Source organism: Roseovarius roseus, from assembly GCF_043355935.2.
GTDB classification, from domain to species: domain Bacteria; phylum Pseudomonadota; class Alphaproteobacteria; order Rhodobacterales; family Rhodobacteraceae; genus Roseovarius; species Roseovarius roseus.
Genome location: NZ_JBHFPE020000001.1, coordinates 298,596 through 313,813, shown reverse-complemented (window position 1 = coordinate 313,813; position 15,218 = coordinate 298,596). Strand labels below are relative to the sequence as shown.

Sequence of the window (15,218 nt, the reverse complement as noted above, 5' to 3'; positions counted from 1 at the left end):
CCGTGGCGCAGCGGTTCGGCGGCAAGTACAGCCCGGATGGCGACAGCAAGGCCAGTGGCGGCGCCAAGCCCCGTTCTGCGGCCCGCCCGCGCGTGGACCCTGCAGGCGCACGCGCGAACCTGATGTTCGTCCCCGCCGCCGTGGTGCTGTTCGCATCGCTCGCCAGCGGCGCGGCCGGGCTGGCCTTTGGTGCGGCGTCGGCGGCGGTCCTGGCCCTCTCGGCGTGGCTCTTGCGGGGCGGGCTGCGCGCCGAAGCCGCCTATGCCGAGCGCAAAGTCGCCCGCCGTCCCGGCATCCCGCGCAAGCTTTTCTCTTCCGGGCTGGCCGGCATCGGCATCGCGCTTGCCGCCCTCTCGGGCGATGGAAGCGTCATCGCCGCCGCGCTTTACGGGATCGTCACCACCGGCCTGCATATCGCCGCCTTCGGCATCGACCCCTTGCGCGACAAGGGGATGGAGGGCGTCGACACGTTTCAACAGGACCGGGTGGCGCGCACCGTGCGCGAGGCCGAGGCGCTGCTAACCCAGATGTCGGACGCCATCCTGCGCGCCCGCGACCGCCGCCTGGAAGAGCGCGTGGCACAGTTTCAGGAGACCGTGCGCACCATGCTGCGCACGCTCGAGGACGATCCGCGCGATCTGAGCGCCGCGCGCCGCTATACCGGCGTCTACCTCATGGGCGCACGCGATGCGACGATCCGCTTTGCCGATCTTTACTCGCGCAGCCAGGACGCGGCGGCCCGCGCCGACTACCTTGCCCTTCTGGATGACCTGGAACAGAATTTTTCCGCCAAGACGCAGAAGCTGCTAGAGAACGATCAAGGCGCGCTCGAAATCGAGATCAGCGTGCTGCGTGACCGGCTGGAACGCGAAGGCGTGCACCTGCCCCCATCCCCCACCCGAGAGGATTCCTAATGCCCGAGAATGTCCGCCAGCAGGCCGAAGCAAGCCTTGCCGAAGTCGAAGAGGTCAGCCGCCATATCCTGCCAGAGCCCAGCGACGCGAACGCCATCGTCCCCTATAAGGACGCGGACAAACCCGCGAGCGCCGAGATCAAGAAGCGCATGGGTGAGATCGACATGGAGGATACGCAATCCATCGTCTCCTTCGGCTCGGCCGCACAGGCACAGTTGCAGGAAATCTCGCAATCCATGCTGCAGGGCGTGCGCAACAAGGATGTGGGCCCGGCGGGCGATTCCCTGCGCGGGATCGTCACCACGATCCGGGGCTTCTCGGTCAGCGAGCTGGACGTGCGCCGCGAGCGGACATGGTGGGAGAAGCTCCTCGGTCGCGCCGCGCCTTTCGCCAAGTTCACCGCCCGGTTCGAGACGGTGCAGGCGCAGATCGACAAGGTCACCGACGACCTCCTGCGGCACGAGCATGTGCTGCTGAAAGACATCAAGTCGCTCGACATGCTCTATGACCGCACGCTGACCTTCTATGACGAGCTGGCGCTTTATATCGCGGCGGGCGAAGAGAAGATCCGCGTTCTCGACGAGAAGGATATTCCCGCCAAGGAGGCCGCAGTCGAAAAGGCCGCCGAGAACGACAAGGTGATGAAGGCGCAGGAGCTGCGTGATCTGCGCGCCGCCCGCGATGATCTGGAGCGCCGGGTGCATGATCTGAAACTGACGCGCCAGGTGACGATGCAGTCGCTGCCCTCGATCCGCCTCGTGCAGGAAAACGACAAATCGCTGGTGACCAAGATCAACTCGACCCTCGTCAACACCGTTCCCCTGTGGGAGACGCAGCTGGCGCAGGCCGTCACCATCCAGCGCAGCGCCGAGGCCGCCGAGGCGGTGCGCGGCGCCAATGACCTGACCAACGAGCTATTAACCGCCAACGCCGCCAACCTGCGCGAGAGCAACAAGGTGATCCGCGAGGAGATGGAGCGCGGCGTCTTTGACATCGATGCCGTCAAGAAAGCCAACGCCGATCTGATCGGAACCATCGAGGAATCGCTACAGATCGCCGATGAGGGCAAAGCCCGCCGCGCCGCCGCCGAAGAGGATCTGAAAAAGATGGAATCCGAGCTGCGCGATACGCTCGCCTCGGCCAAGGCCAAGAAGACCGGCCTCGGCGATACGGTCGGCACGGCGGCAAAGGGCTGAGCGATGCGGGTGGGCGGCATGTTGAAAACGCTTTGCGGCGCTATGTCTCTGGCGGCGATGGCTGCTTGCACGGACATGTCCACGCCGCCCACAACCACGCCCCAACCCCGCCCCGCGGACCTGAAGCCGCCCGCACCCGCGCCCGACCCCGGCCCCTCCGAGCGAAGCCGCATCTTGGCCGCGCATTACGCGCGGGTCGAAGCGAGCCTTGTCGCGCAGGGACTTCTGCGCACCGATGGCGGCGGGCCGGACACGCCCTACACCGACACGGATCTCATGCGCAATTTCGAGAGGATCGCGTTTCACGACGAGTACGCGCGCAACCGGGGCCTTGCGCCGGGCGACGGCCGCGCGGGCGGCCTGCGCAAATGGTCCGGGCCGGTGCGCATGTCCGTCGAATTCGGCACCTCCGTCCCCGAGGCGCAACGCAGCGCCGACCGCTCCGTCGTGCAGGGCTATGCCGCCCGTCTTGCCCGTATCACCGGCCATCCGATTAGCGCTAGCACAGGTGCCAATGCCAATTTCAACGTCCTGATCATGAGCGAGGATGACCGTGGTGAGGCGGTCGACCGGATTCGCGCACTGGTGCCCAATATCAATCCAGCTTCGCTCGATCTCTTTCGCTCGCTGCCGCGCTCGATCCACTGCCTTGTCATCGCGTTTTCAGGCAATAATAACGATCACACCTACCGCCGCGCCATTGCCTTCATCCGCTCGGAACATCCGGATCTCCTGCGAAAATCCTGCGTGCACGAGGAATTGGCGCAGGGCCTCGGCCTTGCCAATGACAGCCCTTACGCGCGGCCCTCGATCTTCAACGATGACGATGAATTCGCGCTCCTGACCACGCAGGACGAAGAGTTGCTACGCCTGCTTTATTCGCCCCGCCTGAAACCGGGCATGAGCTTTGACGTCGCCCGTCCCATACTGACCCAACTCATAGCCGAGCGGCGCGGCGGGCCCAGCTGATCCTCGGCTGCGGCCGAAGTGCCCACCGCCTCGCCGGTCTAGGCGGCCCCCCGCTCTTCGGCAATGCCGCGCGTGCGGGGCGGTCGCGCGCTCGGCAAGTGCTTGGCACCGCCCCCCAAACATGCTTCACTCGCGCCTATTGAAAAGCGGCTGAGGAACGACGCGTCATGGGCATCTTCGACTTTCTGACCGGTGAATTCATCGACGTCATCCATTGGACGGACGACACCCGCGATACGATGGTCTGGCGGTTCCAGCGCGAGGGGCACGAGATCAAGTACGGCGCCAAGCTGACCGTGCGCGAGGGACAGGCGGCGGTTTTTGTCCACGAGGGGCAGCTGGCCGATGTCTTCACCCCCGGTCTCTACATGCTCGAGACCAACAACATGCCCATCATGACGACGCTGCAGCACTGGGATCACGGCTTCCGCAGCCCCTTCAAATCCGAGATCTACTTCGTCAACACCACGCGTTTCAACGATCTGAAATGGGGCACGAAAAACCCCATTATGCTGCGCGATCCCGAATTCGGCCCCACCCGCATCCGCGCCTTTGGCACCTATACCGTGCGCGTCAGCGATCCGGCCCTCTTCCTGCGCGAGATCGTCGGCACCGATGGCGAATTCACCCGCGACGAGATCACCTTCCAGATCCGCAATATCATCGTGCAGGAATTCAGCCGCGCCATCGCGGCCTCGGGAATTCCCGTGCTCGACATGGCCGCCAACACCGCCGATCTGGGCAAGCTGGTGGCCGAAGCAATCAGCCAGACCGTCGCGGCCTACGGGCTCAGCATCCCCGAGCTTTACATCGAAAACATCTCGCTGCCTCCTGCGGTCGAGAAGGCGCTGGACAAGCGCACGTCTGTCGGCATCGCCGGCGATCTCAGCAAATACACGCAATATTCCACCGCAGAGGCGATGACCGAGGCTGCCGGCAACCCGTCCGGTGGCGGCGGGATGGGCGCCGGCCTTGGCATGGGGATGGGAATGGCCATGGCGGGACAGATGGCGCGCCAACAGGGCCCTTGGGGTGCTCAGCCCGCCGCGGCGCACCAATCCCCCCCGCCGCCGCCCGCGCCCGACCGTGTCTGGCACATCGCCGAGAATGGCGAAACGCGCGGACCCTATTCCCGCGCCGCGATGGGCCGCATGGCCTCGGGCGGAGAGCTTGCGCGCGGCACCATGGTCTGGACCGCCGGACAGGATGGCTGGCTGGCGGCCGAGGACGTGCCGGAACTCGCCCAGCTCTTCACCATCATGCCGCCGCCCCCGCCCCCGGCGTGACACCGTGGGCTTCATCTTGGCAAAAATACTCATACCCGCATCGGCCCCATAATGCCCTCGCCCGATTCTGACGCGCCATCTTTGGCCCAGCACCGTTTTCCCTGTGACGCCTGCGGCGCGGACCTGCGCTTTGCCCCGGGCGGCGGGGCGCTGATCTGCGACCATTGCGGCAACCGGCAAGAGATTGCGGGCCCCGGCCCCTGGAACGATGCCCTTAGCGAGCAGGATCTGGCCGCTGCCCTCGCAGCCCCCCGCGAGGCGGGCGAGACCGAGGAGCAGGCCCTGCTGTCGTGCCCCAATTGCGGGGCAGAAGTGGCGCTGGCGGGCGATGCCCACGCGGGCGAATGCCCTTTCTGCGCCACACCCATGGTCACCTCCACCGGCACGCATAGGCGCTTCAAGCCGCGCGGCGTTCTGCCCTTCGCCCTGGACGAGGGCACGGCACGCGCCGCCATGTCCGACTGGCTGGGGCAGCTTTGGTTTGCCCCGGGCGGGCTCAAGCAATATGCGCGCAAGGGGCGCAGGCTGAACGGCATCTACGTGCCCTACTGGACATTCGACGCCGCCACCCGCTCGTCCTATCGCGGCGAGCGTGGCACGGTCTATTACGAGACGCGCACCGTTATGCGAGACGGCAAGCGTCAGACCGTCCAGGTGCCCAAGGTGCGCTGGCGCGGCGTCTCAGGCCGCGTCGCGCGCGCCTTTGACGATGTACTTGTGCTGGCATCCCACACCCTGCCCAAGCGCTATACAGACGCGCTGCCCCCTTGGGATCTGGCCGCGCTCGAGCCCTACAACCCTGAATACCTGGCTGGCTTCGCCGCCGAGGGCTACACCGTCCCGCTCGAGAACGGGTATACCGAGGCGCGTGCGCAGATGGACGCGGTGATCGCCCGCGATGTCAAGTTCGACATCGGCGGCGACCGCCAGCGCATCCACCAGATCGAAACGCAGGTGGACGATGCGTCCTTCAAGCATATCCTGCTGCCTGTCTGGATGGCCGCCTACAAATATCGCGGTAAGAGCTACCGCTTTGTCGTCAATGGCCGAACGGGCCGCGTTCAGGGCGAGCGGCCCTGGTCCGCGTGGAAGATCGCCTTTGCCGTACTGATCGGCCTGCTGATTGCTGCAGCCATCGGATACGTCGCCGCCACTCAATGAAGCCAAGCCTGCCAATGCGCAGGAAACGGGTCGCGTTGCGGCGCACCGCAATGGCATGGACCGGACATGACATCGCCCTCCATCTCCCCCGCCTCCGCGCTCATGATGCTGGCCCTTTCGGCCATCTGGGGCGGCTCCTTCTTCTTTGCCGAGATCGCTCTGAGGGAGGTCCCGCCCCTGACCATCACGCTGCACCGTGTTATCTGGGCGCTGCCTCTTCTTGCGCTGATCGTGCGCCTGCGCGGCATCGCCATCCCGCGCGCGCCCCGCATCTGGGGCGCCTATCTGGTGATGGGCGGGCTCAACAACGCGCTGCCCTTTTCGCTGATCTTCTGGGGCCAGAGCCGGATCGAAGGCGGCCTCGCCTCCATCCTAAACGGAACGGCGGGGGTCTTTGGCGCGCTCGTCGCGGGGCTTTTGCTGCGGGACGAGCCGTTGACCGCGCGCAAGATCGGCGGCGCGGCGCTGGGGCTGCTGGGCGTCGCGGTAGTGATCGGCCCCGATGCAGCGCGAAATCTCGATCTGCGCAGCCTTGCGCAACTCGCGGTCATCGCTGCCGCGCTCAGCTATGCCTTCGCGGGTGTCTGGGCGCGCAAGCATCTCTCAGACCAGCCGGCGCAGATGAACGCGCTGGGGATGCTGATGGGCAGCGCGGTCCTGATGCTACCGATTGCCCTGATGGTTGACGGCGTGCCGCGTGTCGATCTGGCCTTGGGCACATGGGCCGCGCTGATCGCACTGGCGGTGCTGTCGACCTCCTGCGCCTATCTGCTCTACTTCGCAATCCTCAGGCGCGCAGGCGCGGCCAACCTCTTGCTTGTCACGCTGATGATACCGCCCTTCGCCATCGGCCTCGGCGCCGTCTTCCTGAACGAGGCGCTCAGTCCTTCGGCCTATGTCGGCCTTGCCATCATCGCGGCCGGAATAGCGGTCACCGATGGCCGCCTTGCCGCCGGCCTCCGCCGGGCTTGACCGCAGCCCGCACCCATCGCAGCATCCACGCACAAATCACAGGAGCCTGCTCATGCGCGCCCTCATCCAACGCGTCACCCGCGCCGCCGTCGAAGTCGAAGGCGAGGTCATCGGCCAGACCGGCCCGGGCCTGATGATCCTCGTCTGCGCGATGCAGGGCGATGACGAAGGTAGGGCTGCCACGATGGCCGCCAAGATCGCGAAACTGCGCATTTTTCAGGACGACGCGGGCAAGATGAACCTCTCGCTGCGCGACATTGGCGGCAGTGCGCTGGTGGTCAGCCAGTTCACTCTTGCGGCGGACACACGCAACGGCAATCGCCCCGGCTTCTCCACCGCCGCGCCGCCCGCCGAGGGCGAGCGCCTTTACGAATGCTTTGCCGAGGCGCTGCGCAATGAGGGCATTCCCTGCCAGACGGGAGAGTTCGGCGCGTCAATGCAGGTCAGCCTCGTCAATGACGGTCCGGTCACGATCTGGCTTGACGTCTGAGGCCGCGCTGAACGCTGACCGGTCGGACGTCTCAGAACACGCAATGAGGGCGGCCTGGCTGCGATCTAGGCTTTAGGGAAAACCCAAGGCCTTAACGCAACACTTGGCAGGCCGCGCATTGCGTGCCACAGATCGGGGTTGGCGGCCATGGCCGCGCCCCCTGCCTTTGACCATCTGACCCGTAGGAAATGCCGCCTTGTCCCTGCCCATTGATGACACCCTCTTTCTGCTGCGCTCACTGATCGCTTTCCCGACGGTGTCCCAGGACAGCAATCTCGAGATGATCGACTACCTCGCCAGCCGGCTCGAGGCCTCGGGCGCGCGGGTGGAAATCATGAAGGATGCGGACGGCTCCAAGGCCAATCTCTTTGCCACGATCGGCCCGGAGGGCGATGGCGGCGTTCTGCTCTCGGGCCATAGCGATGTGGTACCCGTGGCCGATCAGGTCTGGGCCACCGATCCCTTTGCCCTGCACGAGGAGGACGGTCGCCTCTATGGGCGCGGCAGCTGCGACATGAAGGGGTTCATCGCCGCCGCAGTCGCGATGGCGCCCACCTTTGCCCAGCGGATCGGGCGCAGGCCACTTCATTTTTCGTTCACATATGACGAGGAAACCGGATGCGTCGGCGCGCGCGCCCTAGCGCGGACGCTGACAGAGCGCGGGATCAAGCCTGCCGTCGCCTTGATCGGCGAGCCGACGATGATGCGCGTGATCGAGGGCCACAAGGGCTGCTGCGAATATACCACGCGGTTCTCGGGGCTTGCCGGGCATGGCTCGGGGCCGGACCGGGGCGTGAATGCCGTGGAGTATGCCGCGCTCTTCGTCGCGCGCCTTCTGGCGCTCAAGGACACGCTGCGCGGGCGCGCGCCCGCCTACAGCCGGTTCGATCCGCCTTGGACGACAATCAATACCGGCGCGCTGGTGGGGGGAGTCGCGCATAACGTCATCCCCTCGACGGCGCAAATCGATTGGGAGATGCGGCCCGTGCAGCAGTCCGATTTTGCCCTCGTCAAGGATGACCTGCACTACTACTGCACCGATATCCTCTTGCCCGCGATGCGCGCCGTCTATCCCGAGGCAGATATCCAGACGGAAACCATCGGCGAGGTCGAGGGGCTGATCCCCGCCGAAGTATCAGAAGCGCGCGATATCATGATGGAGCTGACTGGCGCGAATGGCGCCGATGTCGTGCCCTTCGGCACCGAGGCGGGCATTTTTCAGACCATGGGCATGTCCGCCATCCTCTGCGGCCCCGGCTCGATCGAGCAGGCGCACAAGGCGGATGAATTCGTGAGCATGGACCAGATGACGCAATGCCTGAGCATGCTCGACCGGCTCAGCGTCAAGATGCAGGGCTACTGACCGCGCTTAGACCCGGCGGAAGCGCAGGTAATGCGGCACACGCCCCTCGCGCAGCGCCTTTTGCTCGTAGCGGGTCGAGATCCAGCCCTCCCAAGGCTGGCGCCAGTCCTGCGGCCCCTCGGCCAGCCACTCAAACCCGCAGCGCGGCACCTCTTCCAGTGTCTGGCGCACGTAGTCCTCGATATCGGTCGCCACGCGCAGCTCGGCCCCCGGCCGCATCGCGAGCGCCAGCGGCGCCAGATGCTCTTCGGTGACAAAGCGGCGGCGATGGTGCCGCGCCTTGGGCCAGGGATCGGGATAAAGCAGGTAGGCCCGCCCCACCGATGCCTCGGGCAGCACGTCAAAGAGGTCGCGCGCATCGCCCGGGTGAACCCGCACGTTGGGCCGCGGCGTCTTGCGCAGCTTGGTCAGCAACATGGCAACACCGTTGAGATAGGGCTCGCAGCCAATCAGACCGATATCCGGCTCGCACCCGGAGATATGCACCAGATGCTCGCCCCCGCCAAAGCCGATTTCCAGCCACAGGTCGCGCCCGCCGAAAAGCGCGCCGGTATCCAGCTCCTTGCGCTCGGGGTTGACGTCCCAGCCCACCGGGCCGGGCGACAGCCCGTCCAGATCCGCGTCCAGGACCTCTTCCTGGGTCTGGCGCAGGGCCTTGCCCTTGAACCGGCCATAGAAATTGCGCCAGGGCGCGCCCGAGGGATGCTTGTCCTTGATCATGGGCGCAGGCTCTAGCCCGCCCTGCCGCACAGCGCAAGACAGGGCGCGCAACAAGCTGGCAGAAAGCAAATCAAGCGGGGTCATGGCCCCGGAGGACGTTAGCGCGGGTCCGGGTGAAGAGGTGTCCGATGCCGAAAATTTGTCAGAGGCGTCAACTTCACTTCTGTATTACTGTATATCAATCAAGCGTTTAGTTTGACTTTATTTTGAAATTTCATATTCCCGAACGCCAATTTCACAAACCTCGCCAGAAGATAAATCTCTGCGCTCGGAGGCACTTGCTCCAAAGGAATGCGTGGCAGATTTGCCCCTTGAGAACCGTCTGCTCAAAAACGCATTACAGGGGCTGGGAAGGCCGAGAAATGAGGTATTCCGCATTCGAGAAGCTGAAAATCATCCGCACGGTTGGAGGCTTGCATCCACCGACCAAGCGAACCCTCGATACGCTGGATATCCCGCGCACGACCTTCTACCGTTGGTATGATCGTTATGTCGACGGCGGCCTCGATGCCCTGGCGGACCGCGCACCCCGTCCAGGATCTGTGTGGAACCATACTCCAAAGGATCGGCGCGATGATCTGATTGAGTTGTCGCTGGAATTTGAGGCCCTGACGTTACGGGAACTGGCAGTCAAATACACCGACGAGAAGCGGTATTTTGCAGCGGAATCATCAGCATATCCGCTGCCCCAAAGGGTATTGCTCAGCACTGCACGAGAGCGGCATTCCGAAAGAGGCTGACCTGATCACCGCGCCCGCGCACGCGGTGATCAAGGGCGAGGCCTTGTCCGCCATTGGTCCGAGGACAATTGTCGAGCGACGAGTTCCAAGACAAGACTACCGCCAGCGACGCGCGCAGCGCGCCGGCCGGCCGCTATCCTGCAAAATCCCCTAGGGCAGGCCGATCACCAGCGACAAGAGCATCGCCGCCGCGGCAAGCGCCAGCGTGGCGCCCAACTGATGCCCGATCTCGGCGATCACCGGCTGGCCCGTGACAAGCGATGTTTCGAAATCCAGCCGGAAGAGATCACCCAGCCAGCCCCGGTTCAGACGGTCGAGGATCGCTTCGGGCGGCGCGCCTTCGGCCTGTGCCTTTTGCCAGATGCGGCGGCACGAGGCGGGCGACCATGGGAGGCTGGCCTGCGACAGCCAGGCACGCAACGGACGCGGCAGGGTGTCGTAGGTTTGCATCGGATCCGCCCGGCGGCGGCGGCGCAGGGTCGAGGAAAGGTTGCGGCTCATGCCTCGTTCTCGGGGTCGGTCACGGGATCCAGCACCAGCACCAGTCGCGTCTCGCCGGTGCCCTCGATGGGCGGCGAGCGGTGCAAGAGGCCGGGGTCCGGCTGCGCGGGCCAGAGCGCGCCGCGCATGACGAAGGGCGATCCGGTGCGGGCGGTATGGACCACCTCAGGCTCTGCGCCCGTCGAGATGCCGTATTGCGTGCCCGTGCCGCGATAGGTGCAGATCAGCCGCGCAGTGATGCGGTCGACGTGAAAGCGCCGGCAGGCATCCGTATCGACCACATCCAGACGCAAACGTAGCCACCGCACCTGAAGCGCCTTCGCAAAGACATCTGCCAGCGCCGCGATATCATCCACCAGCCGCGCCCGCTCCGGCGCTTCGGGCGTTCCGGCGCTGGCACAGGCTTCGGCCGCTGCGCGCCCTGCATCCCCGGGCCGCAGGATGACGCGCGCCCGCGGCAACGCGGCGGGGTCCAGCGCGTCGATCCAGTCCTGGAATCCTGCCAGTGGCGCGCGCTGCCAGATAAGACCCGGGATCCCTGCCCCACCGATTTTGCTGATCTCAGACGGGTCCGAAATCACCAGAACACCGGACGCCTGCGCTACTATCGTGCTCTGCAGCGTCATGTGGCCACCCTCCGCCATGCCGGGAAGGGATCAGGCAGATCCGGCAAGGCATCTGGGCCGGGGGCGGCATGTTTCGGCACCAAGGCACCATCCAGCAGCGCCTTGAGCGCCGGCCAGTAGATGCCCGCGCCGATAAAAACGATCTCCTGCCGCCGATCACCCCATGGCTTCTGCCAGTGCTGTCGCAGATAGGCCTGCGCGCTCTCATGCTCGGGATGCCGCTCGCGCGGGACCGAAGCCCACCATTGGCCCAGCGGCGTGATCGATGACAGCGCCCCGGCCAGCGAGAATTCGGCGACCCAATCGGGGCGCGTTGCGATCCAGAAATGCCCCTTGGCGCGGATCACTCCGGGCAGCGCGCCGTTCAGAACCTCCATGATCCGCGACGGATCGAAAGGCTGACGCGCGCGATAGACGAAGGAGGCAACACCGTATTCCTCAGTCTCGGGCACGTGATCGGCAAAGCCGTAGAGCTCCTTGGCCCACATCGGATGCTCATGCGCCTTTTCGAAGTCGAAAAGCCCGGTATCGAGGATCGCTCCCGGCGCCACGTCCGCGCGGCCGGTTTCGATGATGCGCGCATCGGCGTTGAGGCTGCGAATGATCTTGCGCGCGGCATCGGTCCGCTCGGCGCCGGCGTCGGAAACCTTGTTGAGCACGACCACATCCGCAAATTCGATCTGGTCGGTCAGCAGGTGAACCAGGGTGCGCTCATCCTCCCTGCCCATTGTCTCGCCGCGGTCATGCAGGAAATCATGGCTGGCGTAATCGTGCAGCAGATTGACCGCATCGACGACCGTGACCATCGTATCGAGCCGGGCCACATCGGCCAGGCTCTCGCCCCTCCTCATCCCGGAATTCGAACGTGGCGGCCACGGGCAGCGGCTCGGAAATGCCGGTGGATTCGATCAGCAGATAATCGAAGCGTACCTCGCCGGCCAGCTTGCGGACCTCCTAAAGAAGGTCGTCACGCAGGGTGCAGCAAATGCAGCCATTCAACATCTCGACTAGCGTCTCGTCGGTGCGGCTCAGCTCGGTTTCGGCGCGGACAAGATCGGCGTCGATATTCACCTCGGACATATCGTTGACGATCACCGCCACGCGGCGTCCCTCGCGATTGTTAAGCACGCGGTTCAGCAAGGTCGTCTTGCCCGCGCCGAGAAAGCCCGAGAGGACGGTGACGGGAAGGCGCGTGTCGTTCATGCGGTACGTTCCTTTGGGTTTGAGAGCGGTGAGCGGTCGCCGGATTTGATAGCGCGCGCGGAGCATCTGCCGATCCAGTTGTGAGCAGCCGAAGACGTGGCCGCGCGCATCTGAAACCTGTAAAGAGCCGGCGACATGCTCGCGCGGCGAGGGTTGCGATTTAGCCGGCATGTGAAGTTACAGTATAACATCCACATGTAATCTTATAACATAATGATTATGACAAGATGCGGTTTGACGAGTTGAGAGGCTTTCCGCTCAAATTCACGAGGCTCGAACCCGCCGGAACGAGCATCTGCTAAGTTCAGCTCACCGCGTCAGGGCAGAAGTCGCGATGGGCGTTCAGCCTAATTTTGATACCGCGCTTCTGCGTTGTAGTGCGCCCTACCCGGTACAGATTTCATCAGGCAGCATAGCAATTTACGAGGATCGACGTTCGTCTTGTGGAGAAAAACCTTGGTCACAGCAGCCACTACATCTGCTTCTGGCCCATACCGGACACCCTTACCCATCTCCGACGCGGCAATGCGGCCTCTTGAAAGCGGACATTTGCCGTTTCCTCTGCCCTCAATCCAAGGACCTTTAAGAGAAACCGGAGCGGTCAAGCGACAGTCGGCAGAGACTCTGCAACGTCAGGAACCTGCTGTCGGATGGGGCGCCCGGCCGATGAAACATCCGTTGCCCGTCGTATAGCGATGTTCGCCAAGCGCGATGAGTGCGCCGACGGCCGACTCGTTCCGCATATGGGCGCAAATGGCCAAGGCAAGACCTTCTCCCGCGATCGCCCGCCCTATGGATTAGCCGTATGCCAATTCCGCCGCGTTTCATTGAATGTCTGAGGACGCCGCCACCTGGGTCAGATGGCGGCGTCGGTACTGGATCAGGCCAGAGACCAGCGCTCCATCCAGCGCTCACCGTCCTGGTCGAAATTCGATGCAAATTCGCCATGGACAACGCGCTTGGCAGTGGCGAAGGCCCAATTGGCGAACATCGGAAGGACCGTGCCGCCGTCCTGCGAAACGATCTGCTGCATCTCGCCATACATTTCGCGGCGCTTGGCCTCGTCCAGCTCGGCGCGGGCCGCGACCAGCAATTCATCGAACCGGGCGTTCTGCCAGAAACTGTCGTTCCACGCCGCACCACCCCCGAAAGCGGTGGAAAAGATCTGATCCTCGGTCGGGCGGCCGCTCCAGTAGACCGCGCTGAACTCGTGCTTCATCCACACGTCGGACCAGTAGCCGTCGTTCGGAACCCGGTTGACGTCGATGGTTATGTCGGCCTTGGCGGCCGAGTTCTGGTACAGGGTGGCCGCATCGACGGCGCCAGGGAAGGCTGCATCCGCCGCCGACAACCGCACGGTCAGTCGGTCGAGCCCGGCCTCCTTGAGGTGGAACTTTGCCTTGTCGGGGTCATAGGAGGTCTGCGGCACATCAGGATTATGAAAACGATAGCTGGGTCCGATGGGCTGGTCATTGCCTATAGTGCCATGGCCAAACAGGATCTTGTCGACCAGTTCCTGCCGATCGATGGCGTGTTTCAGCGCGAGGCGCACATTGACATCATCGAGCGGTGACGTGTCCGCGCGCGCCGCAAAGCTGTAGTATTGCGGGCCGGGGATGGAATGGATCGCGATTTCGGGATTGCGGCCAAGAAGCGCCACCGTCTTCAAGTCCAGCTTGTCGATGGCATCGACCTCACCGGAGGTGAGTGCGGTGGTCCGGGCGTTCACGTCGACGATCGACAGCATCTCGACCGACTGAATGAAGCCGCGATCCTGGTTCCAATCATTCTCGAAACGCTCGAACCGCGCCGAGATGCCGGGTTTGAACTGCAATAGCCGATAGGGGCCGCAGCCGTCGCCGGAGCGCCAGTCGATGCCGCCGGCGCCGTCCGAGGGACAGATCGCCATGTGGTAGTCGGTGAAGACGAAGGGGAAATCGGCGCTGCCGGATTCCAGTTCGAAAACCACCGTGTCTTTACCCTCCTTGGTGATCTCGACGATGGGCGCAACAAGTGGGCTTGCGGCCGATTTCGAATCCTCGCCGCGGTGGTAGTTGATCGAATCGATCACGTCGTCCAGCGTGACCGGCTTGCCGGAGTGAAAGGTCATGCCTGGGCGGATCTTGAACCGCCACGTCTTGGCGTCCGGGGCGGCCTCCCAGCTTTCAGCCACATCGGGTTCGGCCGAGCCGTCCACGCCCACCTTGGCGAGGTATCCGTTCATCCCGAAGGTCAGTGCAACCTCGAAGCCATTGGTCCAGGTCGCGGGATCCAGCGTGTCACCGGTTTGGCCATGGCCCTTGGCCACCCGGATCGTGCCGCCGCGCTGCTGCTGGGCGCGGGCGGGCTTGAGCCCCAGAAGCGTTCCTGCAGATGCGAGGCCCATGACGGCCGCAGTTGTGCCAAGAAATGCGCGGCGCGTTGGTCGGGCAATTTGGGTCGGTTTCGTGATCTGGGTCATGCTTCTCTCCTACATGGTTTCGGCGCAGAAACCGCACCGGCGTGCAACTCAAGTTCGAGAATTGGTTGGACGCTTCCGAAGCGTAATGAGGTTTGCCCTGAATCGACCGACATTCCCCCAGTAGAACGCCCTGCGTTCCATACTGCGGCCAATCTGCGCACCGATCAAGCCACTGAGACAGGATGTGCCGTGGTTTGGGAATCTGATGCATGATTGGTCTGTGTTTCCTGGTTTCAGCGACGGGTTGACCCAGGTTTTGCTCCGATCAATATCCCTGCATCGTGGTCAGCCATAATGGAACGGAGATGACCTCGAATGCCATCCTGAAATGGCAGGTGGACCGTAAGGTCAAGTGGCCCTATATCGCGCCAAGGAAGCCGATGCAGAACAGCTTCGTTGACTCGTTCAATGGCCGGATGCGCGACGAGCTGCCGATCGAGCACCTGTTCGATACCCTGCGCCGTGCCGGCAATCTGGTGGCGGCATGGCGCGACGACTTCAACCTTCATCGCCCGCATTCAAGCCTCGCTGGCCTGACACCGCAGGAATGTGCTAACCAGTCAACAAACGACCAGAACCTGAACAGAGCTAATCCATAAACGGGAACTCTCAGGCG

The 15,218-nt window shown here is 64.1% G+C and carries 13 protein-coding genes and 2 pseudogenes; 10 read left to right on the top strand and 5 right to left on the bottom strand.

Annotation, left to right across the window (positions count from 1 at the left end; genetic code table 11):
- Positions 1 to 2: 2 nt before the first annotated feature.
- The 8 genes from ACEWPL_RS01645 to argE all read left to right on the top strand — a co-directional run bounded on the left by ACEWPL_RS01645 (position 3) and on the right by argE (position 8,351).
- Complete coding sequence (locus ACEWPL_RS01645) at positions 3 to 914, top strand: 5-bromo-4-chloroindolyl phosphate hydrolysis family protein (protein WP_393934912.1); 912 nt, start codon at positions 3 to 5, stop codon at positions 912 to 914.
- Entirely contained in the window at positions 914 to 2,110 is a 1,197-nt protein-coding gene (locus ACEWPL_RS01640; protein ID WP_393934913.1) for a toxic anion resistance protein, read from the top strand. Before ACEWPL_RS01645 ends, ACEWPL_RS01640 begins: the two co-directional genes overlap by 1 nt.
- 75 nt (positions 2,111 to 2,185) lie before the next feature.
- Positions 2,186 to 3,079 (top strand): DUF2927 domain-containing protein, encoded by an 894-nt coding sequence (locus tag ACEWPL_RS01635; RefSeq protein WP_393934914.1) that lies wholly within the window; start codon positions 2,186 to 2,188, stop codon positions 3,077 to 3,079.
- 167 nt (positions 3,080 to 3,246) lie between these two features.
- A complete protein-coding gene (locus tag ACEWPL_RS01630; RefSeq protein ID WP_393934915.1) occupies positions 3,247 to 4,365 on the top strand; it encodes an SPFH domain-containing protein in 1,119 nt (372 codons plus the stop codon).
- Positions 4,366 to 4,416: 51 nt separating this feature from the next.
- On the top strand, positions 4,417 to 5,526 hold the full coding sequence (locus ACEWPL_RS01625) for a TFIIB-type zinc ribbon-containing protein (protein ID WP_393934916.1): 1,110 nt from the start codon (positions 4,417 to 4,419) through the stop codon (positions 5,524 to 5,526).
- 66 nt (positions 5,527 to 5,592) lie between these two features.
- The gene (locus ACEWPL_RS01620; protein WP_393934917.1) at positions 5,593 to 6,498 is read left to right on the top strand and encodes a DMT family transporter; all 906 of its coding nucleotides are present in this window, start codon (positions 5,593 to 5,595) and stop codon (positions 6,496 to 6,498) included.
- Positions 6,499 to 6,550: 52 nt separating this feature from the next.
- Entirely contained in the window at positions 6,551 to 6,988 is a 438-nt protein-coding gene (dtd, locus tag ACEWPL_RS01615; RefSeq protein ID WP_393934918.1) for a D-aminoacyl-tRNA deacylase, read from the top strand.
- Between the two features lie 196 nt (positions 6,989 to 7,184).
- Entirely contained in the window at positions 7,185 to 8,351 is a 1,167-nt protein-coding gene (gene argE, locus ACEWPL_RS01610) for an acetylornithine deacetylase (RefSeq protein WP_393934919.1), read from the top strand.
- 6 nt (positions 8,352 to 8,357) lie between these two features.
- On the opposite strand, the gene trmB is transcribed toward argE, so the two are convergent.
- Entirely contained in the window at positions 8,358 to 9,071 is a 714-nt protein-coding gene (gene trmB / locus ACEWPL_RS01605) for a tRNA (guanine(46)-N(7))-methyltransferase TrmB (RefSeq protein WP_393934920.1), read from the bottom strand.
- A gap of 362 nt (positions 9,072 to 9,433) precedes the next feature.
- On the opposite strand from trmB, the gene ACEWPL_RS01600 reads away from it, so the two are divergent.
- Entirely contained in the window at positions 9,434 to 9,811 is a 378-nt protein-coding gene (locus ACEWPL_RS01600) for a helix-turn-helix domain-containing protein (protein WP_393934921.1), read from the top strand.
- A gap of 150 nt (positions 9,812 to 9,961) precedes the next feature.
- Here ACEWPL_RS01600 and ACEWPL_RS01595 read toward each other — a convergent pair whose 3' ends face one another.
- The 4 genes and pseudogenes from ACEWPL_RS01595 to ACEWPL_RS01580 all read right to left on the bottom strand — a co-directional run bounded on the left by ACEWPL_RS01595 (position 9,962) and on the right by ACEWPL_RS01580 (position 14,602).
- Positions 9,962 to 10,312 (bottom strand): DUF6525 family protein, encoded by a 351-nt coding sequence (locus tag ACEWPL_RS01595; RefSeq protein WP_393934922.1) that lies wholly within the window; start codon positions 10,310 to 10,312, stop codon positions 9,962 to 9,964.
- Positions 10,309 to 10,938, bottom strand: coding sequence for a DUF1826 domain-containing protein (locus ACEWPL_RS01590; RefSeq protein ID WP_393934923.1), 630 nt, complete (start codon positions 10,936 to 10,938; stop codon positions 10,309 to 10,311). The genes ACEWPL_RS01595 and ACEWPL_RS01590 overlap by 4 nt, the downstream gene beginning before the upstream one ends.
- Positions 10,935 to 12,141: pseudogene (locus tag ACEWPL_RS01585) on the bottom strand (GTP-binding protein). The gene ACEWPL_RS01590 and the pseudogene ACEWPL_RS01585 overlap by 4 nt, the downstream one beginning before the upstream one ends.
- An 880-nt stretch (positions 12,142 to 13,021) precedes the next feature.
- On the bottom strand, positions 13,022 to 14,602 hold the full coding sequence (locus ACEWPL_RS01580; protein WP_393934924.1) for an ABC transporter substrate-binding protein: 1,581 nt from the start codon (positions 14,600 to 14,602) through the stop codon (positions 13,022 to 13,024).
- 269 nt (positions 14,603 to 14,871) lie between these two features.
- Between ACEWPL_RS01580 and ACEWPL_RS01575 the strand changes: the two are divergent.
- Positions 14,872 to 15,201: pseudogene (locus tag ACEWPL_RS01575) on the top strand (integrase core domain-containing protein); the annotation flags it as partial.
- Between the last annotated feature and the right edge of the window lie 17 nt (positions 15,202 to 15,218).

Coding starts and splice junctions, on each gene's coding strand:
- ACEWPL_RS01630 (WP_393934915.1), top strand. CDS start 3,247: ATGGGCATCTTCGACTTTCTGACCGGTGAATTCATCGACGTCATCCAT.
- ACEWPL_RS01625 (WP_393934916.1), top strand. CDS start 4,417: ATGCCCTCGCCCGATTCTGACGCGCCATCTTTGGCCCAGCACCGTTTT.
- ACEWPL_RS01620 (WP_393934917.1), top strand. CDS start 5,593: ATGACATCGCCCTCCATCTCCCCCGCCTCCGCGCTCATGATGCTGGCC.
- ACEWPL_RS01590 (WP_393934923.1), bottom strand. CDS start 10,938: ATGACGCTGCAGAGCACGATAGTAGCGCAGGCGTCCGGTGTTCTGGTG.
- ACEWPL_RS01600 (WP_393934921.1), top strand. CDS start 9,434: ATGAGGTATTCCGCATTCGAGAAGCTGAAAATCATCCGCACGGTTGGA.
- dtd (WP_393934918.1), top strand. CDS start 6,551: ATGCGCGCCCTCATCCAACGCGTCACCCGCGCCGCCGTCGAAGTCGAA.
- ACEWPL_RS01640 (WP_393934913.1), top strand. CDS start 914: ATGCCCGAGAATGTCCGCCAGCAGGCCGAAGCAAGCCTTGCCGAAGTC.
- ACEWPL_RS01595 (WP_393934922.1), bottom strand. CDS start 10,312: ATGAGCCGCAACCTTTCCTCGACCCTGCGCCGCCGCCGCCGGGCGGAT.
- ACEWPL_RS01580 (WP_393934924.1), bottom strand. CDS start 14,602: ATGACCCAGATCACGAAACCGACCCAAATTGCCCGACCAACGCGCCGC.
- ACEWPL_RS01635 (WP_393934914.1), top strand. CDS start 2,186: ATGTCCACGCCGCCCACAACCACGCCCCAACCCCGCCCCGCGGACCTG.
- trmB (WP_393934920.1), bottom strand. CDS start 9,071: ATGATCAAGGACAAGCATCCCTCGGGCGCGCCCTGGCGCAATTTCTAT.